The sequence below is a fragment of the Caulobacter sp. 73W genome, assembly GCF_041021955.1.
Classification (GTDB): domain Bacteria; phylum Pseudomonadota; class Alphaproteobacteria; order Caulobacterales; family Caulobacteraceae; genus Caulobacter.
Window position 1 is genome coordinate 2,520,881 of record NZ_CP158375.1, and the last position, 23,118, is coordinate 2,543,998.

Below are 23,118 nucleotides of genomic sequence, written 5' to 3' on the forward strand. Positions count from 1 at the left end.
CCGATGTCGGACCCTTACGTCGATCCTGACACCGAACGCCTGCTGGCGCGCATGGCTGGGGACTTCGCCGCCGCGCCCGTGGAGCCCACGGTCCAGGAGCGGCGCGAGGGCCTGGCGGCGGCCGCCGCCCTCTATGGGCCGGACCCCACGCCGGTCGCGCGCGTCGAGTCTCTGCTTATCGACGGCCCCGGCGGTCCGCTGCCTCTCCGCATCTACTGGCCGGTGGAGGGGGCCGGCCCGCTTCCGCTGCTGCTGCATATCCACGGCGGCGGCTGGGTGCTGGGCGATCCCGACGCCTATGAGCGCGTGGTGCGCGCCTATTGCGCCATGGGCGGCTGCATCGTCGTCGATGTCGATTACCGTCGCGGGCCGGAGCATCGCTTCCCCGCCGCCCTCCTGGACTGTGAGGCGGCGCTTGTCTGGGCCGCCGCCAACGCCGCCGAGCTGGGCGCGGACCCAAAGCGGATCGTGGTCACCGGCGACAGCGCCGGGGGGCACATTGCCGCCTCCGTCTGCCAGCGCGCCCGTGTTCCGTTGGCCGGTCAGGTGCTGATCTATCCCGTGACCAGCGCCAGCACCCAGGTCGACTTCGCGTCACGCTCGGCCCTGGGCGACGGACGGTGGTTCCTGCGCCACTTCGACATCGTTCGGGCCGAGACGGAGTATTTCGCCCGGCTGGAGGACCAGGATACGCCCGCCGGATCGCCCCTGTCGGCGCCGGCGGCGCTTCTGGCCAATTCCCCGCCGACCCTAATCGTCACCGCTTCCCTTGACCCCTTGGTGGATGAGGGGCGGGCCTATGCCGACGCCCTGGCCGCCGCCGGCGTGCCGACCACCTATCGCTGCGCGGAGGGGACGATCCACGCCTTCGTCCTGTTCGCCGGCCAGATCGCCCTGGGGCGGGAGGTCATCAAACAGGTCGGCGCCTCCATCCGCGCCGCCTAGCCCTCCCAACCGTCCTCGAACGGAAATCGCTTGGCCCAGAAGTCCTGCAGCAATGGATGCGCATCCACCCGCCGGACCACTTCCGACAGCTTGGGCGCGACCTCGTAGAAGCGCCGGCGGCGGGGCCGCCAACGGCTGATCACGGTCACATAGAGGTCCAGCACCGTCAGCTGCTCGCCCAGGATGTATGTCCCGGGCTCGACCTGCTCGTCCATCATCCGCCAGCAGTCGGCGATGCGGGCCAGCGTCCGCTCCTCGATCACCATCTCGGCAGCGGCGCCCTCGGCCAGCCGCGAGGGTTCGTCCCGCACCCAGAACATCGAATAGATGCTGGCCGGGATGTAGGTCATCCAGCGCAGGAACTGCTTGCGGCGCGGATCGGTCAGGCCGGGCGCCAGGCCCGCTTCCGGGTGGCTGTCGGCCAGCCAGGTCAGGATGGCGGCGCTTTCGGTCATCACCTCGCCGTCCGGGAACACCAGGGCCGGGATCTGCCGCATCGGGTTGACGGGGGCGACCTTTGCCTGCTGCGCCTCGCCCTCCCAGGTGGGGGCCTCCACCACGTCATGCTCAATACCGAGCAGGGCGAGGGCCGCCTCGACGGGAACCGAGCCGGAACCGGCCGCGCCGTAAATGGTCAAGTTTTCAGGCTTGTGGATCATTCCGGACTCCTGTGGATCGAACCGCTAAATATGGTTGCTAGGTGCTTTACGCACCCAAGATGTTGGGCGATGGTGAGGGCGTTCAAACGCACACCCTGACTCGTAGAGCCGTCCCCATGACCGCTTCCTCGCTCGCCCTCCCCGGCCTGCTGACCTCCTCCATCGGCTACAAGCCCTTCCGCTATCCGTGGGCTTACGACTTTTGGAAAAAGCAGCAACAGGTCCATTGGATGCCTGAAGAGGTGCCGCTGGGCGAGGATCTGAAGGACTGGGCCACCAAGCTCAACGACAAGGAGCGCAATCTGCTGACGCAGATCTTCCGCTTCTTCACCCAGTCGGACGTGGAAGTCGCCGACAACTACATGGAACGCTACGGCCGGGTCTTCAAACCCACCGAAGTGAAGATGATGCTCTCCTCGTTCGCGAACATGGAGACCATCCACATCGCCGCCTACGCCCTGCTGCTCGAGACGATCGGCATGCCGGAGAGCGAGTTCGGCGCGTTCATGGAGTACGAGGCCCTCAAGGCCAAGCACGACTACATGCAGCAGTTCGGCGTCGATACGAACGCCGACATCGCCCGCACGCTCGCCATGTTCGGCGGCTTCACCGAGGGGCTGCAGCTGTTCGCGTCCTTCGCGATGCTGATGAACTTCCCGCGCTTCAACAAGATGAAGGGCATGGGGCAGATCGTGTCCTGGTCGGTGCGCGACGAAAGCCTGCACTGCGAAGGCATCATCAAGCTCTACCATGCCTTCAACAAGGAGACGCAGTGCGTCACCAAGGCCGTGGCCGACGACATCGTCGACTGCTGCAAGCACGTGGTGGGCTTGGAAGACAAGTTCATCGACCTGGCCTTCGAGGCGGGCGACGTGCAGGGCATGACGCCCGAAGACATCAAGCAGTACATCCGCTTCATCGCCGACTGGCGCCTGCGCCAGCTGGAGCTGCCGGAAGTGTACGGCGTTAAGGAAAACCCGCTGCCGTGGCTGCAAAGCCTGCTGTCGGGCGTCGAGCACGCCAACTTCTTCGAGGCCCGCGCGACCGAATACTCCAAGGCCGCCACCAAGGGCCAATGGCACGGCAACGAGGGGGTCTGGTCCAGCTTTGACCAGATGCTGGCCAAGCGCAGCGAAGCCGGCGCCCTGGTCGAATAGGCCAAGCCTGAGGGGACATCGAGAAGGGCGGCGGGAGCGGAACTCCCGCCGCCCTTTTTCATTGCGCCTCGGTCAAAGGAGCGCGCCATGACCGACAAGACCTTCAAGGCCGGCGACAAGGTGAAGTGGGACCACAGCCAGGGGACCACGACGGGCGAGGTGGTGCGTAAGCAGACCCGGGCGACCCACATCAAGGGTCACAAGGTCGCCGCCTCCAAGGACGATCCCCAGTACATCGTCGAGAGCGGCAAGACCGGCGCCCGCGCCGCCCACAAGCCGTCGGAGCTGCGCAAGGCCTGAACGGAAGGGGCCCTAACGAAAAAGGGCGAGGCTCGCGCCCCGCCCTTTCGGATCGGATGTCGGAAAGGCCTAGTGGCCCTTCATCGGCTCCACCGTCTCGACCGGCGGGCCAAGCTGCTTCTCCCACTTGCCGACGACCGCCGCGGCGACCGAGTTGCCGACGACGTTGGTGCCGCTGCGGCCCATGTCCAGCAGGTGATCCACCGCCACGATCAGCAGCAGGCCGGCTTCCGGCAGCTTGAAGTAGGTGAGGGTGGCGCTGATCACGACCAGCGAGGCGCGGGGCACGCCCGCCATGCCCTTGGACGTCACCATCAGCAGCAGCAGCATGGTGATCTGCTGGGCGATGGACAGCTCGACCCCGTAGACCTGGGCGATGAACAGCACCGCGAAGGTGCAGTACATCATCGAGCCGTCGAGGTTGAACGAGTAGCCCAGCGGCAGGACGAAGCTGACGATCCGGCGATTGACGCCGAAACGCTCTAGCATCTCCATGGTGCGCGGATAGGCGGCTTCCGAGGAGGCGACCGAGAAGGCCAGCAGGGCCGGGTCGCGGATTTCCTTGAACAGGCCCACGGCGCGCGCGCCGATGAAGGCGAAGCAGGCCAGGAAAAGCACGCCCCACAGCACGCCTAGCGACAGGTAGAACCCGCCGACGAACTTGGCGTAGGTCAGCAGCACGCCCAGGCCCTGGGTGGCGATGGTCGAGGCCAGGGCCGCGAAGATGGCGATCGGCGCCAGCTTCATCACATAGCCCGTCACCTTCAGCATGATGGCGGTGATCTGCTCGACCAGGGTCAGGACGGCCGGAGCCTTGTTGTCGAGGGCGGCGACCGCCGTACCCACGAAGATCGAGAACACCACGATCTGCAGGATTTCGTTCTTTGCCATGGCGTCGATGGCCGAGGCCGGCACCAGGTGGGTCACGAAGCTCGACAGGGTGAAGGCCGTGGTCTCGATGCCTGAGGCCTCGGTCACCGCCGGCGGCGTCAGGGACAGGCCCGAACCCGGCTGGATGATGTGGACCATGACCAGACCGATGGTCAGCGACACCAGCGAGGCGCCGATGAACCAGCCCATGGTCTTGACGCCCACGCGGCCGATGGCCCCGGCGTCCTCCATGTGGGCGATGCCCGACACCAGAGTGGCGAAGACCAGCGGCGCGATGATCATCTTGATCAGCCGCAGGAAGAGATCGGTCAGAACCTTGAGGCCGGTGGCCACCTGTTCGATCTGCTCAGGCTGGAGCGTGATGTTGCAGATCCAGCCGACCAGGATCCCGAGGACCATGGATCCGATGATGAGATAAGCGAACAGACGGTTCATGCGTCCCCCACTGTTATTTTGGGCGCCTTTTTCACAGGGAATTCAGGCGGCGTCCACGGCGCTGTGAGCCCGGCGTGGTCATTTGCTGCAGGAACTGGCGGATTCCGGGCAAAACACGACCATGGAGAGCCTCCTCTCCATGACGCAGCCGCCGCGACATACCCCAAATGGGGATATGCGGCCCCTCCCCATCCCGACACTTAGGGGCGCAGCGCGCCGATCGGCGTGAAGGGGAGATCGACCTATGGCCAAAGTGACCGCGGGAGCCGTCAGCGGCTTCAACATGTTCGACATGGATATCGGCGGCGTCGCCGAAGGCGACATCAGCAGCGCAACGCCCACCCAGATCGTCATCGCCTACGGCGGCGGCGATACCGACACCTTCACGGGCAGCTTCACTTACTCAGGGGCCAACGTGACTGGCGGCACGCTGAACCGCATCGAGGTGCGCGTGGCCAACACACTGGTCTGGACCGCCAGCGACTTCAGCATCTCGGCGCAGCAGTTTCTGGCCTGGATCGCCGCCGACGACACCGAAGCGGCGGTGCGCAGCATCCTCTCGGGTGCGGACGAGATCACCGGCTCCTCCGGCGCGGACGTTCTGTACGGGGTGGGCGGTAATGACCGTATCGACGGCGGCGCCGGAACGGACACCGTCGCCTATTCGGCCGCCTCGACCAGCTACACCTGGACCCAGACGGCCAACGGCTGGACCGTCGTCGATACCCGCGCCGGCTCGCCGGACGGGACCGACACCCTGACCGGCATCGAGTCTCTGCGGTTCACCGACCGCACCGTCAGCCTGACCGGCGGCGCGAACCTGCCCGTTCCGGCGGTCGCCACGGGCGTAAGCTCGATCCTGCGCGGCGCCAATCCGGCGCTGGAGGCGGACCTGTCGGCCAAGGTTTCCGCCGGGACCCTGACCCAGGCCCAGGCGATCGCCCAGATCGTCAAGGCGGCGGATCAGACGACTTCGGTGGCGACGCTCTCCTACCTGTTCTTCACCGGCAAGATCCCGGGCTCGGCCGGCGTGGACTACCTGGTCTCGCCCACGGGTCCGAACCCGAACAATCTCAACTCGGCCTATTTCCAATCGTTCAATCTGGAGAACCGCTACATCAACTTCGCGGTGAACCTGGGCCGTGACGGCGAAGGCAAGGCAGCCTTCCTGACCGAGTTCGGGGGCCTGAGCCTCTTCGACGCCACCAAGAAGGCCTACGCCAAGATTTTCGGGGGGACGCCGGCCGACTCCAAGGTCACGACCCTGTTGTCCGGCGGCCGCGACGCCTACTTCGCCTCCTATGGCGGCGACGGCGTGAACGGCCAGGGGACCAAGGCGGCCATGGTCGGCTGGCTGCTGGCCGAGGCCGAGAAGGGCGACTTGGGCGTCATGGCCCGCTCCAACGCCGCCTGGCTCACGGATCTCGCCGACGGCTCGGCGCCCTACGCCATCGACATCACCGGCGTCGGGGCCGGCTACTACAAGCCGGAGTTCGTCTACGCCGGGTAGGGTGCTTTCCCCGGAGGGCGACGCGCGTTAGCGACAGGGGGCGTCACCTCTCCGGGAGCTTCCCATGCGTGTTCTGTTGCTGGCCGCCGCCGCGTCGACCGCCCTGGCGGGCGGAGCCTCGGCCCAGTCCATGGAGACCACCAAGGGGCGCCTCGACACCCAGGCCGGCGGCGTGGTCTGGACGGCGTCCTGCGCGGAGCCGCGCCGCCCGGCGCGTAACACCACCTACGCCATCGCCGCCTACAACCGGGCGGTCACGGAGTACTTCGCCTGCGTCACCAGCCAGGCTGACTACGACGTGGCGGTGATCCAGCGCTCGGTGGTCAAGGGACGCGAGGAGGCGGTCCGCCAGATGCAGGACCGCCTGCGCCGCAACCAGTAGCTCAGGCCAGGGCCGGCGCAGCGCGTCGCTCGCGAACGACCGCCAGTCCAAGGCCGACGAACAGCGCCAGGACGATCGCCTGGCTGGCCGCGAACGGCGGCTCCGACAGGGTCGGGGCGGCGGCCTGAAGCGCGGGGATCTTGGTGAAGGCCTGGGCCACCGCCACGAAGGCCAGGAAATAGACCTGGGCCACGAGGCCGCTCCCATAGACGCCTCGCCACAGGCCGGCGAAGCCGCGCAGCCGGGCGATCAGCATGACCGCGAACACAAGGGGCGCCACGATCCCCGTCGCCACCGCCGGGGTGATCCCGGGCAGGGGGAACATGAAACCCGTCGCCGTCGTCGCAACAGCCGCCACCAGGAACAGCGGCGTCCAAAACCGCTGCACATGCGCGCCCAGCTTGGCCGCGATGGCGAAGAGGCCTGCCGCCAGCGCGACCAAGGCGATCATGCTGTGAAAAATGGTGAAATAGAACAGGAACATGGCGAACCCCATCCGCTCGATGCCGTGATGGGTCAAACTTGCGACGTCCCGCGCGGCGCTGCTTGTACGTTTGCGACGCGGCCTCTAGGCGGGGAAGGTCAGGTCCTGCGCGGCGGCCAGGCTTTCCGGAACGCCGATGTCGATGAAGGCGCCGTCGAACCGCGCGCCCGCCAGGCGTCCCTCGCGGCACAGGCGCGGCAGGGTCTCCTGCTCCAGCGAGGTCTCGCCGGCCAGCACCGCGCGGCGGTCCATCGCATAGACGCCACCATTGATCAGCCCTTCGGCGCGGGCCGCATCGCGCGGTTCGAGCGCGGTGATCAGTCCGCCCTCCAGTTGCGCCGTCTCATAGCGGTCGGCGACCGCCACATGGCGCAGGGCCACGGCGACGGCGGTGGGCTCGGCCACGGTCAAGGCCCGCCAGTCGAAATCGAACCAAGTGTCCCCGTTGACCAGCAGGAAGCGCTCGTCGAGCAGGGGGGCGGCATGGGCCAGGGCGCCGGCGGTGCCCAGCGGCTGCGGCTCCACCGACAAGGAGGCGGTCAGGTTCGGATGACGGCGAACCTCTTCGTCGGCGAAGGCGGCCACGGCCTGCGCCTTGAAGCCGGCCAGCAGCAGGATCTCGGAAATGCCGCTCAGCGCCGCCTTGGCGAACAGATGGGCCAGGAACGGCCGGCCGGCCACCGGCTGCAGCGGCTTGGGCAGGTGCTCGCTCAGGGCGCCCAGGCGCGTGCCGCGGCCCCCCGCCAGGATCACGCACTGCTTCATCGACTGGGCTCTACCGGCGAACGCGCCAGGCCTCGGCGCCGTCATAGGTGAACTTCACCGCCCCGGCCTGTCCACCCGCGGCGTTCAGCGCCTCGACCAGGCGATAGCGGTTTTCCGGATCGGTCAGCAGCATCAGGAAGCCGCCGCCGCCGGCGCCGGACACCTTGCCGCCCCACGCCCCGGCCGCCATGGCCAGATCGTACAGGCGATCGACCTCGCTGGTGGCGACGCCGCTGGCGGTGCGCTTCTTGGCGCGCCAGGACCGGTTCAGGATCTCGGCCACCTCGCGCACGTCCCCGGCCAGGACGGCGGCCTTCATCGACGTCGCGTCGGCCTTCAGGGCATGCATGCTTTCCAGGGTCACCGGGTCGTCGGCGTTCAGGCCCTTCAGCTGCTCGCGGATGATCGTGTCCGACCGGCGCGACTGGCCCGTGAAGCAGGCGACCAGAGAGGATTCCAGTTCGATCAGGTGATCGCGCGAGGCGCGCAGCGGATTGACGACCACCCGTTCCCCGTCGAGGAACTCGATATAGTTCAGACCGCCGAACGCGGCGGCGTACTGGTCCTGTCGGCCGCCGGCCAGGCCCAGGCGCAGGCGCTCGATCTCGAACGCCAGGCGCGCCACCTCATAGGGTCCCAGCGGCGCGTCCAGGGCGGCGCGGAAGGCCTCGATCAGGGCCACGACAACGGCCGAGGATGAACCCAGGCCCGATCCCGGCGGGGCGTCGGCGGTGGTCGAGACGACCAGCGGCGCGGGCTCGCCGCCCAGATAGGTCTCGACGAAGTGGTGATAGACCGCCTTGTGCAGGATCAGGCCGGCGCCGCCGTCGATGTCCTGGCCGGGGGCGTAGCGCTCCTCCTCGCCAAGGTCGCTGGCGCGGAACACGATCTGGCCGTCCGCCGACGGGCTGACATGGGCGAAGGCGAAGCGGTCGATGGTCACGTTCAGCACGGCGCCGCCGTACTGGTCGCAATAGGGAGACAGGTCGGTGCCGCCGCCGGCCAGGCCCAGGCGCAGGGGCGCGCGGGCCCGCATGGGCGCGATCACCGGCCGTTCGGCCATCAGCCGACGGCTTCCAGCACGCGGGTGCCGCCGTGATCGACGCCATAGTGCAGGCGGGGCATGTTGTTGCGGCTCATGAAGGCTTCCAGCGCCTCGCCGTCGCCCGGCGTGAACAGCATCAGGAAGCCGCCGCCGCCGGCCCCGATCACCTTGCCGCCGGTCACGCCATAGGCGCGGCGCGCCTCGTCGTAGATCGCGTCGATGTGCGGCCAGCTGATCTTCGAGGACAGCTTCTTCTTGTGGGTCCAGTGCTCGTGCAGCATCTCGCCCCAGCCCTGCAGGTCGCCCGCCTTCCACGCGTCGCGGATACGGTAGCCCAGGTCCTTGATGAAGCCGAGGTTCTGTTGGGTCTGGCGGCGGGCGGCGTCTTGCTCGTCGGCGCTCAGCATCGCCTTGTGCTGGTCTTCCAGGATCACCGCCGCGTCGCGGCGCAGGCCCGTATAGTAGATGTGGGTGTGGCGCACGAAGGCGGCCTCGACCTCTGGGTCCAGCTCGACCTTGCCGACGGTGACCTTGCCGTCGGCGGCGATGTCCAGGGTGGTCAGGCCCCCGAAGGCGGCCATGTATTGGTCCTGCTTGCCGATGCCCTTGTTGAGGACGTCGATCTCCAGGGTGCAAGCCTCTTCCGCCAGTTCGGCCGGCGATGGGCGGCGGCCCTTCAGCGCGTGCAGGGCGTGCAGGAAGCCGACCAGGAAGCAGCTCGACGAGCCCAGGCCTGTGCCGCCGGCGATGTCGGCGATGGAGGCTAGCTCCACCCGGTCATGCAGACCGTGGCGCAGCAGGGCCTCGCGCACCAGCTCGTGCTGGATGTCCAGGCTGCGGTCGGCGGATTCCGGATGCGGACCATGGATCAGCACCCGCCGCTCGAAGGCCGGGCGGTGGGCGGTGATGTGGATGTACTTGTCCAGCGCCATGGCGAAGATGAACCCGCCGCCGTGGCGATAGTAGCTTTCCAGATCCGTGCCGCCGCCGCCGAGGGTGACGCGCAGGGGTGTGCGCGTGGAGATCATCAGGCGGCCGGGGCCTCGGCGGGGGCGATCTGCTCCCAATGGCCCTTGTGCAGCGACAGGGCGGGGTGGCTGACCAGCAGGTGCCAGACCACGGCGGCCAGGCCCTCGACGATCGGGGTGATCAGTTGCGGATCGACGGTCGGGATCACCACGCAGGCGTCGGCGACCTGGGCGGTGAAGCCGCCGTTGCGGCCGACGATGCCGGTGATGGCCGAGCCGCGCTGCTGCGCCAGTTGCAGGGCGCGCACGATGTTGGCGCTGACCGGCGGCTCGACGCTGCCGCCGCCGACCGAGAACACCAGCAGGGCGTCCTCGGCCTTCAGCCGGCTGGTTTCCAGCCAGGTCGACAGCGTGCCTTCCCACCCCTCGTCATTGATGCGGGCGGTCAGTTCCGAGACGTTGTCGGTCGGGCAGTAGGCCTCGAAGCCGCAGATCTTGCGGAAGTCGTTGGTGGCGTGGCTGGCGTGGCCGGCGCTGCCGCCGACGCCGATGATGAACAGGCGGCCGCCGGCTTCACGACGGCCGGCCAGCACGCTGGCCATGGCGTCGATCTGGGCGCGATCGAGGCCGGCGACGGCGCGGTTCACCGCATCGAGGAAATGGTCGACGAACATGGCTGATCAGGCTTTCTGAAGGGCGTCTTGAAGGATCACGCGGGCGGCCGCGTAGAGGTCGTCGACGATGCTGTCGGCGCCGGCGCCGCTGTTGTACGGGCGGGCCAGAAGAATGGTGCGCACGCCGGCGGCGCGGCCGCAGGTGGTGTCGCGATCCATGTCGCCGACCATCCAAGAGCACTGCAGGTCCACGTCCCAGCGCTGGGCCAGGTCCAGCAGCAGGCCGGCCTTGGGCTTGCGGCAGCCGCAGCCGTCGCGGTCGTCATGGCGGCACGCGACGATCTCGTCGAGCGGCAGGGCGTCGTCGAGGATGGCGTGCAGAACGTCCAGCTGGCCGTTGGTCATCAGGCCCCGGCGCACGTCCGGCTGGTTTGTCACGCCGAACAGCAAAAAGCCCGCGGCCTTCAGCTCGCGCAGGGCGGCCTCCACGCCGGGGATGATCTGCAGCTCCTCGGGCCGGCGCGGCGATGCGGGCTTGCCGTTGCGCCAGACGACGCGGTTCAGCACCCCGTCGCGATCGAGGAAGACGGCGCGACGCTTGGTCATGACTACAGCGTGAACCCGGCGGCGACGGCGTCGCGGCGGAACATGGCCACGGTGTCCAGCGACAGGGCGTTCAGGTCCATGCCGGCCATCTGGTCCATCTTCTTCAGGATGTCCGGGGTGGCGGTGATGATGTGGCAGCCGCATTCGCGGGCCTGATAGATGTTGAGGGCTTCACGGGTGCTGGCCCACAGGACCTCGGCCTTCGGCTTGTCGGCGGCCATGGCCACGGCGGCGCGCATGATCGGCATGGGATCCACGCCTGTGTCGGCGATGCGGCCGGCGAAGATCGACACGATGCCCGGAACGTTGGCGTCCAGGGCGGCGATGGTGCCGGCGGCCTGGGCCAGGGTCAGGATGGCCGTGACGTTCAGCTTCACGCCTTCGCGCGACAGCCTCTGGACCAGCGGCAGGCTGCTCTCGCCCTTGGTGTTGGTGATCGGGATCTTGACGTAGGCGTTCTCGCCCCAGCTGGCGATCAGGCGCGCCTGGCGCTCCATCTCCTCGAAATCGTCCGAGAACACTTCGAACGAGATCGGCATGTCGGGGATCAGCGCCAGCAGTTGCTTGGCGAAGCCGGCGTAGTCGGTGACGCCGGCCTTGTACATCAGGGTCGGATTGGTGGTGAAGCCGGTGACCCGCCCGTCGGCATGCAGCCGGGCGAAATCGTCGAGGCTGGCGCCATCGCCGTACAGCTTCAGCTGGACCTGCGCGCGCTCAGCGGTGGCGTCCCGAAATTCCTTCTGGATGTGACCCATCGCCGACCTCTCTTAGTAATCACTATTTAACCAGCGCGGCCAAGTTCCGCTTTGCTGGCGTGCGAATATTCGAAGGCGGCCATTTGGTCCATGCGACCAAGTTGCGCAAGGCTTTAACCTTACGTGTGGGGTAATTTACATTTGGTGACCCCCAGGACAGCTTAAAATACAACTAATGCTAGATTTGGAAATTCAGCGCTCGCCACATTTTGGGCGCCATGGATAGCGGGGGTTGCGTTCCAATCCCGAGCCGCTCAAAGGGGTGGCCGACTTGGGGGAGCTGTTCTTGGACCTGACGATCTCCATCGCCACCTACGGCCGGCCGCAGCTTCTGGAGCAGACCCTGCGCTCCTGCCTTGCCCAGCGCAATCGGCTGGGACTGGGCATCGAAATTCTCGTCACCGACAATCATCCCGACGGCGCCGGCTTGGCGGTGGCGCGGGCGGTGGCCGCCGAGGCGCCCTTGCCGATCCGCTGGCAGGCGGATCTGACCCGCAACATGTCCACCCTGCGCAACGCCGGCATCGCCGCCGCGCGCGGGGCGATGATCGCCTTCATCGACGACGACGAGATCGCCGACCCCGACTGGACCGACCAGCTGGTCGGCGCCCTGCGCGAGGCTGACGCCGACATCGCCGTGGGCCTGCGGGCCGCCGTCTTCGCCGAGTCCGCGCCGGCCTATGATCCCGAGGGAGAGTCCTTCGTCCGTCGCCTTGACGTGGAGGCGGGCGCCCTGGTCCGCCTGATGCGCGAGGATGGCAAGCCCCTGCACGGCCTGGGCACCGGCAACTCGCTGTTCAAAATGGCGACCTGCTTCCCCAACCCCCGCGCCTTCGATGAGGCGTTCGGCGACGCCGGCGGCGAGGACGCCGAGCTGATGGTCCGCCTCTATAAGCAGGGCCGCCGCATCGTCTGGGCGCCCAAGGCCCGGGTGGTCGAAACCGTGCCGCCGCACCGGACCCTGGCGGCATATCGCCTGGTCCGCGCCAAGCGCGAGGCCCAGCACTACTTCAACATCTATGTCGCCCACGCGCCCAGGCCCGCCCGCGCGGCGGCCGTCCTGCGGCTGAAGGGCTTGTTGCAGGTGGCGGCCGGAGTGGTGATCGCCACGGCCGGCTTCGAGTTCGGATCCGAGCGCCGGCTACGCGGCCGCCTGCTGATCGCCAACGGGGTCGGCAAGCTGACCAACCGCCAGGTCGGCTACATCCAGGAGCCGTCCCTGGCGGCCTAGACCGCCTTCTCGTCGATGAAGCCGATGGGCGCGCGCCAGGTCAGCTTGCCCAGCCCCTTGGCCATGCCGATGCGGTTGTCGATGCGATCGCGCCGGGCGAACTCGCCCGAGATCACGAACAGGCCCAGGTGAACCACGAACTGGGCCAGGCCCAGGAAGCTGACCTTCACCCGCGTCCAGGCCTTGCTGTCGCTGGTGCCGATCCGCGACGCCGCATAGTGCTGCGAGCCGCGCTTCATGCGGGTGATCATGTAGTCGGGCTTGGTGCGGTCGGTCTCGATGAACTCGACCACCACGGCGTCGGGCGTCCAGACGAAACTCTTGCCTTCGAGCGCCAGGCGGAACAGGAACTGGGTGTCCTCGCCGTTGGCGTCGCCATAGGTCACGTCGAACGGTTCGGCCCCGTCCATGCAGGTCGCGACGCGATAGGCGGAGTTGCCGCTGCCCAGGCCTTTGCCCTTCTTGCGCAGGCGGCCGAACATGTGGATCGGCTCGTCCCGCTCCATCTGGAAATCCAGGGTGTAGCGCCACCCTTGCGGGTCCCATTCCGGCGGGCGGCCGCTCTCGAACTCCGGCCGCTTGGGGCCAAAGCAGGCGTCCGCGCCCGTGCGGTCCAGGCATTCGGTCAGGGCGTCGGTCCAGCCCGGCTGCGGCGCCTCGTCGTCATCGACGAAGGCCACATAACGACCCTTGGCGGCCTTGATGCCCAGGTTGCGCACGATCGACACGTTGCGCCGGGCGTCGGCCAGATAGGTCACCGGCGCGGGCGCCGTTCGGGCCAGCCCCTCGACCAGGCCGCGGGCCAGTTGGCCGGGGTGGTTATCGACCACCACCAGCTCGTACGACGCGCGGGCCGGGCTGGCGAACAGCGCCTTCAGCGTCCGTTCCAGCAGGTGGACGCGGTCGTAGCTCAACACCACGACGCTGATGTCGATGCTCATATGCCGGTGCCCCTGACCACCACGCCGGCCGTCTTCACGAGGATCATCAGATCCAGGCCCAGCGACCAAGTGCGGATGTATTCCAGGTCGCGCTCGACCCAGTCGTCATAGTTGTTGATCCGGTGCCGCCCCTCGACCTGCCAAAGGCAGGTGATGCCCGGCTGCACGGTCAGCTTCTGGCGCTGGAAGTCAGTGAACTGCTCGTACTCGTGGACGCGTGGCGGGCGCGGCCCGACCAGGGACAGGTCCCCCTTCAGCACGCTCCACAGCTGCGGCAGCTCATCCAGGCTGTACTTGCGCAGCACCCGGCCGATGGGGGTGATGCGCGGATCGTTGGTCAGCTTGAAGGCTGGCCCTTCCATCTCGTTGAGATGCTGCAGTTCGGCTTCCTGGGCGTCGGCGTCGGCGACCATGGTGCGGAACTTGTAGCCGTCGAACCGCCGACCACCCTTGCCGACCCAGTGGCAGGTATAGAACACGCCGCCGCGCGAGCTCATCGCCACGCCCAGCATGATGGCGATCAGCGCAGGGGACAGGAACAGCAGCCCGAACGCGGAGATGACGATGTCGAGCGCGCGCTTGATCGCCAGTTGCGGCCTCACGTCGCGTCCGCCGGCGAAGAGCAAGGGTTCCAGAGGGTGACTCATATTAGCTAGGCTTTAAGCACAACACAGTTGACCGGCGCGCCGCGAATATGGTCGCAGCCGTCTCGAAAGCCTTAAGTCCGCAGGAAAAGCGTGTCCGATCCGTTTCCGTCCGTCCGTTTCGCAGGTCTCCGTTTCACCCCGATGACGGTGGAGCAGTCCGTTCGCGCCCTGGCCGACCGCCCTGCCTCAGCGCCGCTGTCGGCCTTCGTCACGCCGAACGCGGAGCATGCCTTCCTGCGCCGCAAGGACCCCGAGTTCGCCGCCTGCGGCGACGCCTGCTTCGTCAGCACCAACGACAGCCGCATCCTCGGCCGCGCCGCTCTGCTGGGCGGCCTGCAGCTTCACTTCGCGCCGGGCGCCTATGTGGTCCGCGCCCTGTTCGACGAGGTGATCAAGCCCGACACCGCCATGACCGTGATCGGCGGCACGGAGCCGATGATCGCCGACCTGCGCGCCCAGTACGGCCTGACCAACCTGAAGCAGCACATCCCGCCGATGGGCTTCATCAACAAGCCGCAGGCGGTGGCTGACGCGATCGACTTCGTCGTCGCCAATCCGGCGCGCTTCATCTTCGTCGCCATGGGCCCGCCGCAGTCGGAAAAGTTCTGCCAGCGCCTGTCCGCCGACGGCCGCGCCACGGGCCTGGCCCTGTGCATCGGCAGCTCGCTGACCGTGCTGACCGGCGCCTCCAACCCCGCGCCGGACTGGATGGAGCATTCGGGCCTGGTCTGGCTCTACCGCCTCGTCACCGAGCCCAAGCGGCTGTGGAAGCGCTATCTGGTGCGCGGCATGTTCGGGCTCAGCCTGGCCCTGCGCGATGCGGTGCGCTTGCGGCTCGGCCTGCTGAAGCCGACGCATGTCTGATCTCGGCGCCCCCGTCGCGGCGCGCGTCTGGCGGGAGAACCTCGTCGAGCGCCGCATGCGCCGCGAGGCGTGGATCGTCCGCGCGCTCGACCGGCTCGCCGCCGTCGTTCTGATCCTGACACTGCTCTACGTCCTGATCGGCGCCTCGCCCTATTCGCGCGGCCTGAACATCGATGAGGCCACCGGCGCGACCGAGCTGTCGCCGGTGAACCGCTATGCCTGGCTGGCCCTGATGGCGATGAGCGGGCCGATCCTGCTGCTGCGCTGGCGGCGGGCGATCGAGGTGTCGCTGGCCGCGTGGCCGGTGATCGCCGTCTTCGTCTGGTTCGGCCTGACTACGGGCTGGGCGCTCGACCCGGCGGCCTCTCACCGCCGCTTCATCCTCTATGTGGTCGGGCTGGTGATCTGCATCGCCGTCGCGGTGGGGATCGAGGACCGGCGCCGGGTCCTGGCGCTTATGGCGGGGACCGGCGGATTCGTGATGATCATCGACGCGGTCTCCTGGGCCGTGGCTCCCGGCCTGTCGATGACCGACATCGGCCTGGCGGCGATCCACTCGCACAAGAACACCCTGGGGGCGGTGGCCCTGTTCTCGGTCCTGGCCTGCGGCGCCCATACCCTGGTCCAGACGCGGCCCAGGGGGCGTTTCCTGTGGGGCGGGCTGACCGTCCTGTCGCTGCTGCTTCTGGTCGCCAGCCTGTCCAAGACCAGCATGATCATCCTGGCCGGGGTGCTGGTCGCGGCGCCGGTCCTGGTGTTCCTGGCGCGGGGCCGCGTCGGCGTCATGTGGTCGGCGGCGCTGGCGGGTTTCGTGCTGCTGCTGGCGGCGGTTTTCACCTGGACGGCGGTCAACCTGGCCATGGGCGCCGACCCGCTGGGGCCTTTCCGCACCGTGACCTTCACCATGCGCACCGACGTGTGGAAGTTCGCGCTTGGCGAGTTCGCCGCCCATCCCTGGCGCGGCCTCGGCTTCGGCTCCTTCTGGGATATCGATCCGCGCCTGCAGCCCAGCCTCAAGGCCGACCTGTGGTTCGCCCAGCCGGACGCCGCCACCAACGGCTCGCACAACGGCTATATCGACCTGATGGTCACCACGGGGCTGATCGGCCTGACGGGCGGCGTCATGTTGCTGTTCCGCTGGATCGCCAAGGGCTGGGCCCTGGTGCGCGTCAGCGGCCGAGGCGACGCCCTGCCGCTGTTCCTGGCGGTCTTCGTCGTCGCCGTCTTCGTGCACAATTTCATGGAGAGCAGCTACTTCACCGCCAACTCGCTGTTCGGCTTCCTGGTTCTCTTGGCCGGCGTGCTTATCGAGGCGCAGCCCCGTGGCCACGCCGCAGAAGCGCGATGAGCAGCAGCGCCATGACCGCCGCCTCCGCGGCCTGACCGACCGCCGTCCCCAGCACCGCGCCGGTCGGCCCCATCAGTCTCAGCCCGACAAGGATCGCGCTCATCGCCACCAGCGACGCCCCGGCGTTGGCCAGGGCCAGGACCTTGAACGCCTTGATCGACTGCAGGCCGGTGTTGATCACCACCTGGATGAAGGTGGTCGCCGCACACAGGCCCCACAACATCACCAGCCCGGCTTCGCCCATGTATTTGCCGCCGAACAGATGGCTGGAGATCAGCGGCCATCCCGCCGCGACCGCGGCCGTCCATAGCGTCGTGATCACGATCCCGCCCACGGCCGCAACGGCCAGCTGCCGGGCAAGACCTCGGCCGTCCCCCGCCTCGCGCCGCGCCACCAGATCCGGCCGCGCCGCCATCGCCCAGGACGAGGCCAGCAGGGCGGGGGACGCAACAGAAGCTGCGTCGCCGACAGCGTGGCCAGCGCCACGGCGCCCGCCGTCCCGGCCACGGCGAACACATAGAACCGCGCCAGCACCTCGGTGCTCGCCGCGCCCAGGAAGATCCAGCCGCTCTCGCGCGCATAGGGCAGATACTCGCGCAGCGACGCGCCCAGGCCGCCGAGCATCGACAGCGCGCCGGGCCTCCACGCGCCCCACAGCGCTGTCAGCCCGTATGCGGCCGCCAGAATCAGCAGGGCGTCGTCGGCGCTCAGCCCGTCCTTCCCGGCGGCCACCGCGGCGGCGGTCAGGCCTATCGAGGCCAGCCCCAGCACCACGCCGGTCCGCGCGGTGGCGGCGGTCACATTCCGTCGGGAGAACCGCAGGGCGCGTCCATATTGCTGGGCCAGGAAGGCGATCAGATAGACGGGACCGGCGACGACCCCCAGGCTGCTTCCCATGCCTTGCAGAGCGAAGACCGCGGCCGCCGCGATCACGGCGATGACGGCCAGGAACGCCAGATTGGCGCCGCCCATGATCCTTTCGATCCGGGCGCGGACTTCCTCGAACCCCGGCCCGAACGGCGTCACCTGCAGATGGCAGACGCTGACCGCGTTCTGCACGCTGGACATGACGTAGCCGAGCGCCGCCCAGAACACGAAGACCCCATAGTCCTGCGGCGCCACCAGCCGGATCAGAACCAGGTTGACCCCCAGGTTCAGGATCGACGACAGGCCCTGTTCGACCGCCGAGGTGAGGTAGCGACGCATCAGCCGTCAGTTCACGAAGTTTTCGCCGCGATTGACGTTGAAGTTGCGGCTGAACGGCAGGACCCCGGTGATGTACTGGGACACGAACAGGTTGACCTCGGCGATGCGGCTGCGCGGCACGAAGAGCAGATCGCCCGGCAGCAGCGGAAAGTTCTGGCTGTTGTCCGCCTCGCCCAGCATGCCCGCCACATCCACGATGCGCATGGCCAGCCGCCGATCGCCCACCCGCTGGCGCAGCACGATGATCTTGCCGGTGCGCGCCGTGTCCTGGAAGCCGCCGGCCAGCATCACCGCCTGGGCCGCGTTCAGGTCGCCCTTGACCTGGTGCACGCCGGGCAGGCGCACTTCGCCGCCTACATAGATCTGCGACGAGCCATAGGTGGTGACCATCGCCTCCACCTGCGGGTTACGCAGGACCGAGGCGTAGGACCGGCTCAGCAGCGCGTTCATCTCCTCGGACGTCAGTCCCGAAACCTTGACCGCGCCGACCAGCGGCAAAAGGACGCGTCCGTCCGGACCGACCACTAGACGGGCGTTCAGGTCCGGATTTACCAGGAAGTTGAGGCTCAGCTCGTCGCCCGCGCCGACGCGGTAGCGATAGTCGGCATCGCTCCAGTCAGCGAAGGCCGCGCGGTTCTCGGCCTTGCTCAGCGGCTTCGGACCCGAGGCGCAGGCGGCCAGCAGGACCGCCGCCAGGCAAAGGGTCGAGACGACGCCAAATCGTAGGCTCCGCACAGTTCATCCTCCCGTTGCGCCGTGGGCGCCGACTTCTCCCCGCGCATAGCGGCAAGACGCCCATTGGACCATCCACGCCTGACTAAACCCCTAAAAAATCAGGGCTTCGTTAAGCATATCGGCGCATGCCTTTTGGTTAAGGCCGCGCATGTGCGCGTGGTCGTTTTGGAGACCGCACGGCCTAGCGATGAGCAGCCTGGCGATGGAGAGTGACCCGCCGATTTCGGCGGGGCCGCCGAGGAGGGCGCGCGTGTCTCTGACCGCGCGGGACTTCCTCACGCCTGTCTTCTACTACAAGCGCATCGCCATCATCGCCTTCGTCGTCCCGGTCCTGCTGGCCCTGGTCGCCGCGGTGCTGGCCAAGCCGGTCTACACCGCTCAGTCGCGCCTGCTGATCCTGCTGGGCAGCGAGTACACGTTCCGCAGCGGGGTGACCGGCGACACCGACCGTCTCAGCTTCGACCGCGCCCAGATCGTCAACGCCGAGATGGAGATCCTGCAGTCGCGCGAGCTGCGCCAGCGGACCATCCGCGACGTCGGGATCGAGCGCATCTATCCGGGGACCGTTCCGACACCCAAGGCGATCGAGCAGGCGGCCGAACAGCTGGGCCGTGACCTGGCGGTCACCGCCGTGCCGCAGTCCAACGTGGTCGAGGTCTCCCTGCGCAACCGCGATCCGCAGGTGGCGGCCGAGGTGCTGGCCAAGCTGCTGGAGCTCTATCGCGAACGCCGCCTGGAGGTGTTCTCCCAGGCCGACATCAAGGCCGTGGTCGAACAGCGCGACGACCTGCGCCGCCGCCTGGACGAGATCGAGGCCCGGATCACCCAGTTCTCGGACCAGCACAGCCTGTCCGACTACTCACAGGACCTGATCGACGCCCAGGCGCAGAAGACCAACCTGACCGCCCAGATCCAGCAGTTCGACCAGCAGATCGCCTCGGCCCGCGCGCGGACCAACCAGTACCGCAGCAAGAGCGGCGCGGCCCCGCAGGACATCGAGCTGCAGTCCGACGTGGGGCCGTCCCTGGCGAACCAGGACCTCAACCTGACCCTGCTGCGTCTGCAGGAGCAGCGCCGCCAGGCCGCCGCCAAGTTCAAGGACGGCTACCCCCTGATCCGGGAGCTGGACGCCCAGATCGCCACCGTTCAGGCCGCCATCGCCGCGGCGCCCAAGCAACAGGTCGAGATCGTCCGTCGGGGCGTGAACCCCCTGCGCCAGCAGTTCGACGCCGCCCTCGCCACCAACGAGAGCGAGGCCGCCGGCCTCTCCGTAGGCCGCCAGCGTCTGGAACAGAGCCTGCGCGGCGCGCAGTCGCGGGTGGACGAACTGGTCGGCATCGGCCCGACCTGGCGCGAGCTGCTGCGCAATCGCGGGGTGGTCGAAGCCGCCTATCAGGACGTCTCCAAGCGGGCCGAGGACGCTCGCCTGGAGAGCGTCTTTTCGCGTTCGCGCGCCAACGTCCGCCTGATCCAGGCGCCTGAAGCCCTGCCCAGCGGCCATAGCGGCCGTCTGACCATCCTGGCCATCGGCGTCCTGCTCGGCGTGGTCAGCGCCGCCGCCGGCATCGTCATCGCCGCCACCTTCTCGCAGGTGATGATCTCCCCCGCCGACGTGGAGGCCAAGCTGGAGCTGCCGACCCTGGCGGCCGCCCCGGCCATCAACGGTCCCCGACCGCCGCATGTGCGTCTGGACCAGCTGCGTCCGGTCTTCCTCAGCCACGACGACAGCGCGTTCCTGATGCGCATCCTGGCGACCGTGGGGCGCGAGCGTCACGCCCTGGTGCAGTTCATCGCCGCCAACCCCGGCGAGGGCACGGCCAGCCTCGCCCTCGACTTCGCCATCGCCGCCGCCCAGCGCAAGCAGCGCGTCCTGCTGCTGGACGTGGAGCCGGAGAACGGCGGCGTGGTCGGCCATCTGCGCGACCAGGGCGCGACCCTGACCGCCACCGACACGGCCGGCGGCGTCATGCGCGTCGGCGCCACCCGGCTCTATGTCGCCTCGACCCGCGGGCTGGATCTGTCGGAAGATCGCCTGTCCAGCGCCATCATCGCCGCCCGCAACAGCTTCGACATGGTGGTCATGGCCGCGCCCGCCCTGCAGCAATCCTATCTTGGCGTCACCCTCAGCGGTCTCGCCGACCTGACCGCCGTGGTCATCGAGGCCGAGCAGACGCGCGCCGCCGTCACCCGCAATCTGTTGGACAAGCTGGACGCCGCCGGCGCCGATGTCGCCGGAGCCATCCTGAACAAGCGCCGCTTCTATATCCCGCGCCTGATCTACGGCTGGCTGTGACGGCTTGACGCTTGGCCCCAACGCCGGGCGCTATCGCCTCATGCAAGACGCTGCCTGCTTCGTCACTCGCGCCAGCCTGCGCCACGACCTGCACGCCCTGGGCGTCCGTCCAGGCGACTTGGTCATGGTCCATGCGGCGATGAGCAAGGTCGGTCGGCTGCTGAACGGGCCTGACGTCTTGGTCGACGCCCTGCGCGACGCGGTAGGTCCGGATGGAACCATCATGGCCTATGTGGACTGGGACGGCGCCTACGAGGATCTGCTGGATGCGAAGGGACGCGTTCCCGAGATCTGGCGCGACCATATTCCGCCCTTCCATCCCGCCATATCTCGGGCCATCCGCGACAACGGCGTGCTCGCCGAGTTCATCCGCACCACGCCGGGCGCGCGGCGATCCGGCAATCCCGGCGCATCGGTGACCGCGCTCGGCGTCCTGGCCGACTGGCTGACCGCCGACCATCCTCTGGACTACGGCTACGGCGAAGAAACGCCCTTCGCCAGGCTGGTGGAGGCGGCTGGCAAGGTGCTGATGGTCGGCGCGCCGCTCGACACCATGACCCTTCTGCACCACGCCGAGCATCTGGCGCGGATTTCGGGCAAGCGAGTGCGGCGAGCAGAGGTCCCCTTGGCGACCTCGGACGGGACCGAATGGCGGATGATCGAAGAGTTCGACACCGGCGATCCCGTGGTCGATGGTTTGGCCGAGGACTACTTCGCCGAAATCGTGCAGGCCTTCCTCGACAGCGGCCGCGGGACGCGGGGAAGGGTGGGCGCGGCGGAGTCCATCTTGGTCGATGCGGCTCCGATCTGCGCCTTCGGCGTCGACTGGCTGGAGTCGAGGTTTCCGCAAGAACCGTAGAACTACCAGATGGCGCTCCACCGTCAGTAGGCGCAAAACCTGCCTCGTCGCTCCGGACCTGCTAGAGCACATCCGAACGGCGCCGGCCGCTTGACCCTACCCCTAGGGGGCGCGGCCGGCAGCGTCGTTCAGGCCGCCTCTGGCGCGTAGTGCGCGGACAGCTGGCGGTAGGGCTTCGAGGTGAAGGCCAGGATGGTCATGACCACGCCCAGCAGTCCGGCCAGGGTGAAGACCACCGCGATTCCGCGCTCCGCCCCCCGTCCGAACCAGTCGCCGATCGCATCCGCCCCCGCGCCCGTGGTCATCAGCGGAACGAAGACGAACTGCGTCAGCGGCCCGATCAGGAACGCGGTGATGGGCGAGGCCGCCTGCTCGATGGACTGGGCGAAGCCGAACACCCGCCCCTGACGCTCGAAAGGCACCACCTTCTGCAGGGTCGTGTGCTCCGCCGCTTCGGCGTAGGGGCCGAGGAACATCCAGATGAAGCAGCCGCTCGCCAGCAGCAGGATCGACGACTGCACCGTGAACACCGCCGCCACCGCCCAGGAGATCAGGTTGACGATCAGCAGGGTGCGCAGCGGGTTCTGGCCCAGCCCCGTGCGGGCGATCAGCAACCCGCTGAGGATGAAGGCGCAGGACACCGTCGCCCACAGCACGCCCCAGGCCTCGACCTTCATCAGGGACAGGCCATAGGCGTCCATCAGCGCCATATAGACCCCGCCCAGCAGGTTGTTCATGGCCGCGAAGAAGATCAGGGCGAACAGGCCGGGCACCGCCTGCACCACCTTGATCGTGCCTCTCAGGTCCACGCGCTTGGCCGGTTTGTCGTGCTGATGATTATCGGCCGTCGGTTCCGGCTCGGTCATGGACACGGACGCCAGGTGGATCATGACGACCATGGTCAGGACGATGGCGCAGCCCAGGGCCGCGACCATGCCGCCGCGCGCGACCAGGAAGCCGCTGACCGCGGAGGTGGTCAGGAAGCCGATGCCGGTGACCATGCCGACCAGCCCGTTGGCCTTGTCACGGCGCTCTTCGGGTACGAGCGCCGTGACCAGGGTCGGCAGGGCGATGCTGCGCACATTGCCGGCGATGACCCCGATCATCACCAGCACGATGAACGCCCACAGCAGGGGACGGTCGATCCGCGTCAGCTGATCCGTCGGCGCCAGCAGGCAGAACGCCAGCGACAGGATGTAGAGCGCCAGCGACACCAGGCTCGACCCCAGCATGGCGGTCTTCTTCTTGTGGTGGTCCACCAGGCTGCCGAACCAGATGCCGGACCCGGCCGTCATCACCAGATAGACCCCGGCGATCATCCCGGTGGCGAACACCGACCGGGTCTCCAGATAGACCCAGAAGGTCAGGGCGAACCACACCGTGAAGTTCACGATATTGGCCAGCAGGTTGTTCGCCAGAACGACGTAGAACGGCTTCATGCATCTTCCCTGCTTGGCGCGACACCCACTGGTCGGCTG

The 23,118-nt window shown here is 68.0% G+C and carries 25 protein-coding genes; 10 read left to right on the forward strand and 15 right to left on the reverse strand.

What is annotated here, in order from left to right:
* The first annotated feature begins 3 nt into the window (after positions 1 to 3).
* The gene (locus ABOZ73_RS11825) at positions 4 to 945 is read left to right on the forward strand and encodes an alpha/beta hydrolase (RefSeq protein ID WP_369058349.1); all 942 of its coding nucleotides are present in this window, start codon (positions 4 to 6) and stop codon (positions 943 to 945) included.
* On the opposite strand, the gene ABOZ73_RS11830 is transcribed toward ABOZ73_RS11825, so the two are convergent.
* Positions 942 to 1,604 carry a glutathione S-transferase family protein gene (locus ABOZ73_RS11830; protein WP_369058350.1) on the reverse strand — a complete coding sequence of 221 codons (663 nt, stop codon included), beginning with the start codon at positions 1,602 to 1,604 and terminating at the stop codon, positions 942 to 944. The genes ABOZ73_RS11825 and ABOZ73_RS11830 overlap by 4 nt on opposite strands.
* 116 nt (positions 1,605 to 1,720) lie before the next feature.
* Here ABOZ73_RS11830 and ABOZ73_RS11835 point away from each other — a divergent pair, with 116 nt between their 5' ends.
* Together ABOZ73_RS11835 and ABOZ73_RS11840 are read left to right on the forward strand one after the other, a co-directional pair.
* On the forward strand, positions 1,721 to 2,761 hold the full coding sequence (locus ABOZ73_RS11835; protein ID WP_369058351.1) for a ribonucleotide-diphosphate reductase subunit beta: 1,041 nt from the start codon (positions 1,721 to 1,723) through the stop codon (positions 2,759 to 2,761).
* A gap of 87 nt (positions 2,762 to 2,848) precedes the next feature.
* A complete protein-coding gene (locus ABOZ73_RS11840; RefSeq protein WP_369058352.1) occupies positions 2,849 to 3,061 on the forward strand; it encodes a DUF2945 domain-containing protein in 213 nt (70 codons plus the stop codon).
* 69 nt (positions 3,062 to 3,130) lie between these two features.
* Here the strand turns inward: ABOZ73_RS11840 and ABOZ73_RS11845 are convergent, their stop codons facing one another.
* Positions 3,131 to 4,387 carry a dicarboxylate/amino acid:cation symporter gene (locus ABOZ73_RS11845; protein WP_369058353.1) on the reverse strand — a complete coding sequence of 419 codons (1,257 nt, stop codon included), beginning with the start codon at positions 4,385 to 4,387 and terminating at the stop codon, positions 3,131 to 3,133.
* A gap of 244 nt (positions 4,388 to 4,631) precedes the next feature.
* Between ABOZ73_RS11845 and ABOZ73_RS11850 the strand changes: the two genes are divergently transcribed.
* The gene (locus ABOZ73_RS11850) at positions 4,632 to 5,897 is read left to right on the forward strand and encodes a hypothetical protein (RefSeq protein ID WP_369058354.1); all 1,266 of its coding nucleotides are present in this window, start codon (positions 4,632 to 4,634) and stop codon (positions 5,895 to 5,897) included.
* A 64-nt stretch (positions 5,898 to 5,961) separates the two neighbouring features.
* Positions 5,962 to 6,279, forward strand: a complete 318-nt coding sequence (locus ABOZ73_RS11855) for a hypothetical protein (RefSeq protein ID WP_369058355.1) — start codon at positions 5,962 to 5,964, stop codon at positions 6,277 to 6,279.
* A gap of 1 nt (position 6,280) precedes the next feature.
* Here ABOZ73_RS11855 and ABOZ73_RS11860 read toward each other — a convergent pair whose 3' ends face one another.
* Genes ABOZ73_RS11860 through ABOZ73_RS11890 form a run of 7 tightly spaced genes read right to left on the reverse strand, consistent with a single transcriptional unit; the run spans position 6,281 to position 11,516 of the window.
* A complete protein-coding gene (locus ABOZ73_RS11860; protein WP_369058356.1) occupies positions 6,281 to 6,799 on the reverse strand; it encodes a hypothetical protein in 519 nt (172 codons plus the stop codon).
* A gap of 48 nt (positions 6,800 to 6,847) precedes the next feature.
* The gene (locus ABOZ73_RS11865; RefSeq protein WP_369058357.1) at positions 6,848 to 7,528 is read right to left on the reverse strand and encodes a sugar phosphate nucleotidyltransferase; all 681 of its coding nucleotides are present in this window, start codon (positions 7,526 to 7,528) and stop codon (positions 6,848 to 6,850) included.
* A 10-nt stretch (positions 7,529 to 7,538) separates the two neighbouring features.
* Positions 7,539 to 8,591, reverse strand: a complete 1,053-nt coding sequence (locus ABOZ73_RS11870) for a dehydrogenase (protein ID WP_369058358.1) — start codon at positions 8,589 to 8,591, stop codon at positions 7,539 to 7,541.
* Positions 8,591 to 9,601, reverse strand: coding sequence for a hypothetical protein (locus tag ABOZ73_RS11875; RefSeq protein ID WP_369058359.1), 1,011 nt, complete (start codon positions 9,599 to 9,601; stop codon positions 8,591 to 8,593). The genes ABOZ73_RS11870 and ABOZ73_RS11875 overlap by 1 nt, the downstream gene beginning before the upstream one ends.
* The gene (locus ABOZ73_RS11880; RefSeq protein ID WP_369058360.1) at positions 9,601 to 10,215 is read right to left on the reverse strand and encodes an SIS domain-containing protein; all 615 of its coding nucleotides are present in this window, start codon (positions 10,213 to 10,215) and stop codon (positions 9,601 to 9,603) included. Before ABOZ73_RS11880 ends, ABOZ73_RS11875 begins: the two co-directional genes overlap by 1 nt.
* A gap of 6 nt (positions 10,216 to 10,221) precedes the next feature.
* Positions 10,222 to 10,761 (reverse strand): D-glycero-alpha-D-manno-heptose-1,7-bisphosphate 7-phosphatase, encoded by a 540-nt coding sequence (locus ABOZ73_RS11885; RefSeq protein ID WP_369058361.1) that lies wholly within the window; start codon positions 10,759 to 10,761, stop codon positions 10,222 to 10,224.
* Positions 10,762 to 10,763: 2 nt separating this feature from the next.
* Positions 10,764 to 11,516 carry a transaldolase gene (locus tag ABOZ73_RS11890; RefSeq protein WP_369058362.1) on the reverse strand — a complete coding sequence of 251 codons (753 nt, stop codon included), beginning with the start codon at positions 11,514 to 11,516 and terminating at the stop codon, positions 10,764 to 10,766.
* 232 nt (positions 11,517 to 11,748) lie between these two features.
* Between ABOZ73_RS11890 and ABOZ73_RS11895 the strand changes: the two genes are divergently transcribed.
* Positions 11,749 to 12,747 (forward strand): glycosyltransferase family 2 protein, encoded by a 999-nt coding sequence (locus ABOZ73_RS11895; protein WP_369058363.1) that lies wholly within the window; start codon positions 11,749 to 11,751, stop codon positions 12,745 to 12,747.
* On the opposite strand, the gene ABOZ73_RS11900 is transcribed toward ABOZ73_RS11895, so the two are convergent.
* Both ABOZ73_RS11900 and ABOZ73_RS11905 read right to left on the reverse strand, forming a co-directional pair.
* A complete protein-coding gene (locus ABOZ73_RS11900) occupies positions 12,744 to 13,688 on the reverse strand; it encodes a glycosyltransferase family 2 protein (RefSeq protein ID WP_369058364.1) in 945 nt (314 codons plus the stop codon). The genes ABOZ73_RS11895 and ABOZ73_RS11900 overlap by 4 nt on opposite strands.
* Positions 13,685 to 14,335 (reverse strand): sugar transferase, encoded by a 651-nt coding sequence (locus ABOZ73_RS11905; RefSeq protein WP_369058365.1) that lies wholly within the window; start codon positions 14,333 to 14,335, stop codon positions 13,685 to 13,687. Before ABOZ73_RS11905 ends, ABOZ73_RS11900 begins: the two co-directional genes overlap by 4 nt.
* A gap of 90 nt (positions 14,336 to 14,425) precedes the next feature.
* Between ABOZ73_RS11905 and ABOZ73_RS11910 the strand changes: the two genes are divergently transcribed.
* The gene (locus ABOZ73_RS11910; RefSeq protein WP_369058366.1) at positions 14,426 to 15,199 is read left to right on the forward strand and encodes a WecB/TagA/CpsF family glycosyltransferase; all 774 of its coding nucleotides are present in this window, start codon (positions 14,426 to 14,428) and stop codon (positions 15,197 to 15,199) included.
* The gene (locus tag ABOZ73_RS11915; RefSeq protein ID WP_369058367.1) at positions 15,192 to 16,547 is read left to right on the forward strand and encodes an O-antigen ligase family protein; all 1,356 of its coding nucleotides are present in this window, start codon (positions 15,192 to 15,194) and stop codon (positions 16,545 to 16,547) included. The genes ABOZ73_RS11910 and ABOZ73_RS11915 overlap by 8 nt, the downstream gene beginning before the upstream one ends.
* Here ABOZ73_RS11915 and ABOZ73_RS11920 read toward each other — a convergent pair.
* Genes ABOZ73_RS11920 through ABOZ73_RS11930 form a run of 3 tightly spaced genes read right to left on the reverse strand, consistent with a single transcriptional unit; the run spans position 16,504 to position 18,488 of the window.
* Positions 16,504 to 16,869 (reverse strand): hypothetical protein, encoded by a 366-nt coding sequence (locus ABOZ73_RS11920; protein ID WP_369058368.1) that lies wholly within the window; start codon positions 16,867 to 16,869, stop codon positions 16,504 to 16,506. The two genes, ABOZ73_RS11915 and ABOZ73_RS11920, sit on opposite strands and share 44 nt — an antisense overlap.
* A complete protein-coding gene (locus tag ABOZ73_RS11925; RefSeq protein ID WP_369058369.1) occupies positions 16,866 to 17,753 on the reverse strand; it encodes a hypothetical protein in 888 nt (295 codons plus the stop codon). Before ABOZ73_RS11925 ends, ABOZ73_RS11920 begins: the two co-directional genes overlap by 4 nt.
* A gap of 6 nt (positions 17,754 to 17,759) precedes the next feature.
* Positions 17,760 to 18,488, reverse strand: a complete 729-nt coding sequence (locus ABOZ73_RS11930) for a polysaccharide biosynthesis/export family protein (RefSeq protein ID WP_369058370.1) — start codon at positions 18,486 to 18,488, stop codon at positions 17,760 to 17,762.
* Between the two features lie 250 nt (positions 18,489 to 18,738).
* Between ABOZ73_RS11930 and ABOZ73_RS11935 the strand changes: the two genes are divergently transcribed.
* Together ABOZ73_RS11935 and aac(3) are read left to right on the forward strand one after the other, a co-directional pair.
* Positions 18,739 to 20,781, forward strand: coding sequence for a GumC family protein (locus tag ABOZ73_RS11935; RefSeq protein WP_369058371.1), 2,043 nt, complete (start codon positions 18,739 to 18,741; stop codon positions 20,779 to 20,781).
* 40 nt (positions 20,782 to 20,821) lie between these two features.
* Complete coding sequence (gene aac(3) / locus ABOZ73_RS11940; RefSeq protein ID WP_369058372.1) at positions 20,822 to 21,640, forward strand: aminoglycoside 3-N-acetyltransferase; 819 nt, start codon at positions 20,822 to 20,824, stop codon at positions 21,638 to 21,640.
* A 128-nt stretch (positions 21,641 to 21,768) separates the two neighbouring features.
* Here aac(3) and ABOZ73_RS11945 read toward each other — a convergent pair whose 3' ends face one another.
* Positions 21,769 to 23,079, reverse strand: a complete 1,311-nt coding sequence (locus ABOZ73_RS11945; protein WP_369058373.1) for an MFS transporter — start codon at positions 23,077 to 23,079, stop codon at positions 21,769 to 21,771.
* Positions 23,080 to 23,118 lie beyond the last annotated feature (39 nt).

What these genes read in the sequence shown, in the direction of transcription:
- ABOZ73_RS11825 (WP_369058349.1), top strand. Translation starts at nt 4, where the DNA reads ATGTCGGACCCTTACGTCGATCCTGACACCGAACGCCTGCTGGCGCGC.
- ABOZ73_RS11830 (WP_369058350.1), bottom strand. Translation starts at nt 1,604, where the DNA reads ATGATCCACAAGCCTGAAAACTTGACCATTTACGGCGCGGCCGGTTCC.
- ABOZ73_RS11835 (WP_369058351.1), top strand. Translation starts at nt 1,721, where the DNA reads ATGACCGCTTCCTCGCTCGCCCTCCCCGGCCTGCTGACCTCCTCCATC.
- ABOZ73_RS11840 (WP_369058352.1), top strand. Translation starts at nt 2,849, where the DNA reads ATGACCGACAAGACCTTCAAGGCCGGCGACAAGGTGAAGTGGGACCAC.
- ABOZ73_RS11845 (WP_369058353.1), bottom strand. Translation starts at nt 4,387, where the DNA reads ATGAACCGTCTGTTCGCTTATCTCATCATCGGATCCATGGTCCTCGGG.
- ABOZ73_RS11850 (WP_369058354.1), top strand. Translation starts at nt 4,632, where the DNA reads ATGGCCAAAGTGACCGCGGGAGCCGTCAGCGGCTTCAACATGTTCGAC.
- ABOZ73_RS11855 (WP_369058355.1), top strand. Translation starts at nt 5,962, where the DNA reads ATGCGTGTTCTGTTGCTGGCCGCCGCCGCGTCGACCGCCCTGGCGGGC.
- ABOZ73_RS11865 (WP_369058357.1), bottom strand. Translation starts at nt 7,528, where the DNA reads ATGAAGCAGTGCGTGATCCTGGCGGGGGGCCGCGGCACGCGCCTGGGC.
- ABOZ73_RS11870 (WP_369058358.1), bottom strand. Translation starts at nt 8,591, where the DNA reads ATGGCCGAACGGCCGGTGATCGCGCCCATGCGGGCCCGCGCGCCCCTG.
- ABOZ73_RS11875 (WP_369058359.1), bottom strand. Translation starts at nt 9,601, where the DNA reads ATGATCTCCACGCGCACACCCCTGCGCGTCACCCTCGGCGGCGGCGGC.
- ABOZ73_RS11880 (WP_369058360.1), bottom strand. Translation starts at nt 10,215, where the DNA reads ATGTTCGTCGACCATTTCCTCGATGCGGTGAACCGCGCCGTCGCCGGC.
- ABOZ73_RS11885 (WP_369058361.1), bottom strand. Translation starts at nt 10,761, where the DNA reads ATGACCAAGCGTCGCGCCGTCTTCCTCGATCGCGACGGGGTGCTGAAC.
- ABOZ73_RS11890 (WP_369058362.1), bottom strand. Translation starts at nt 11,516, where the DNA reads ATGGGTCACATCCAGAAGGAATTTCGGGACGCCACCGCTGAGCGCGCG.
- ABOZ73_RS11900 (WP_369058364.1), bottom strand. Translation starts at nt 13,688, where the DNA reads ATGAGCATCGACATCAGCGTCGTGGTGTTGAGCTACGACCGCGTCCAC.
- ABOZ73_RS11905 (WP_369058365.1), bottom strand. Translation starts at nt 14,335, where the DNA reads ATGAGTCACCCTCTGGAACCCTTGCTCTTCGCCGGCGGACGCGACGTG.
- ABOZ73_RS11915 (WP_369058367.1), top strand. Translation starts at nt 15,192, where the DNA reads ATGTCTGATCTCGGCGCCCCCGTCGCGGCGCGCGTCTGGCGGGAGAAC.
- ABOZ73_RS11925 (WP_369058369.1), bottom strand. Translation starts at nt 17,753, where the DNA reads ATGCGTCGCTACCTCACCTCGGCGGTCGAACAGGGCCTGTCGTCGATC.
- ABOZ73_RS11945 (WP_369058373.1), bottom strand. Translation starts at nt 23,079, where the DNA reads ATGAAGCCGTTCTACGTCGTTCTGGCGAACAACCTGCTGGCCAATATC.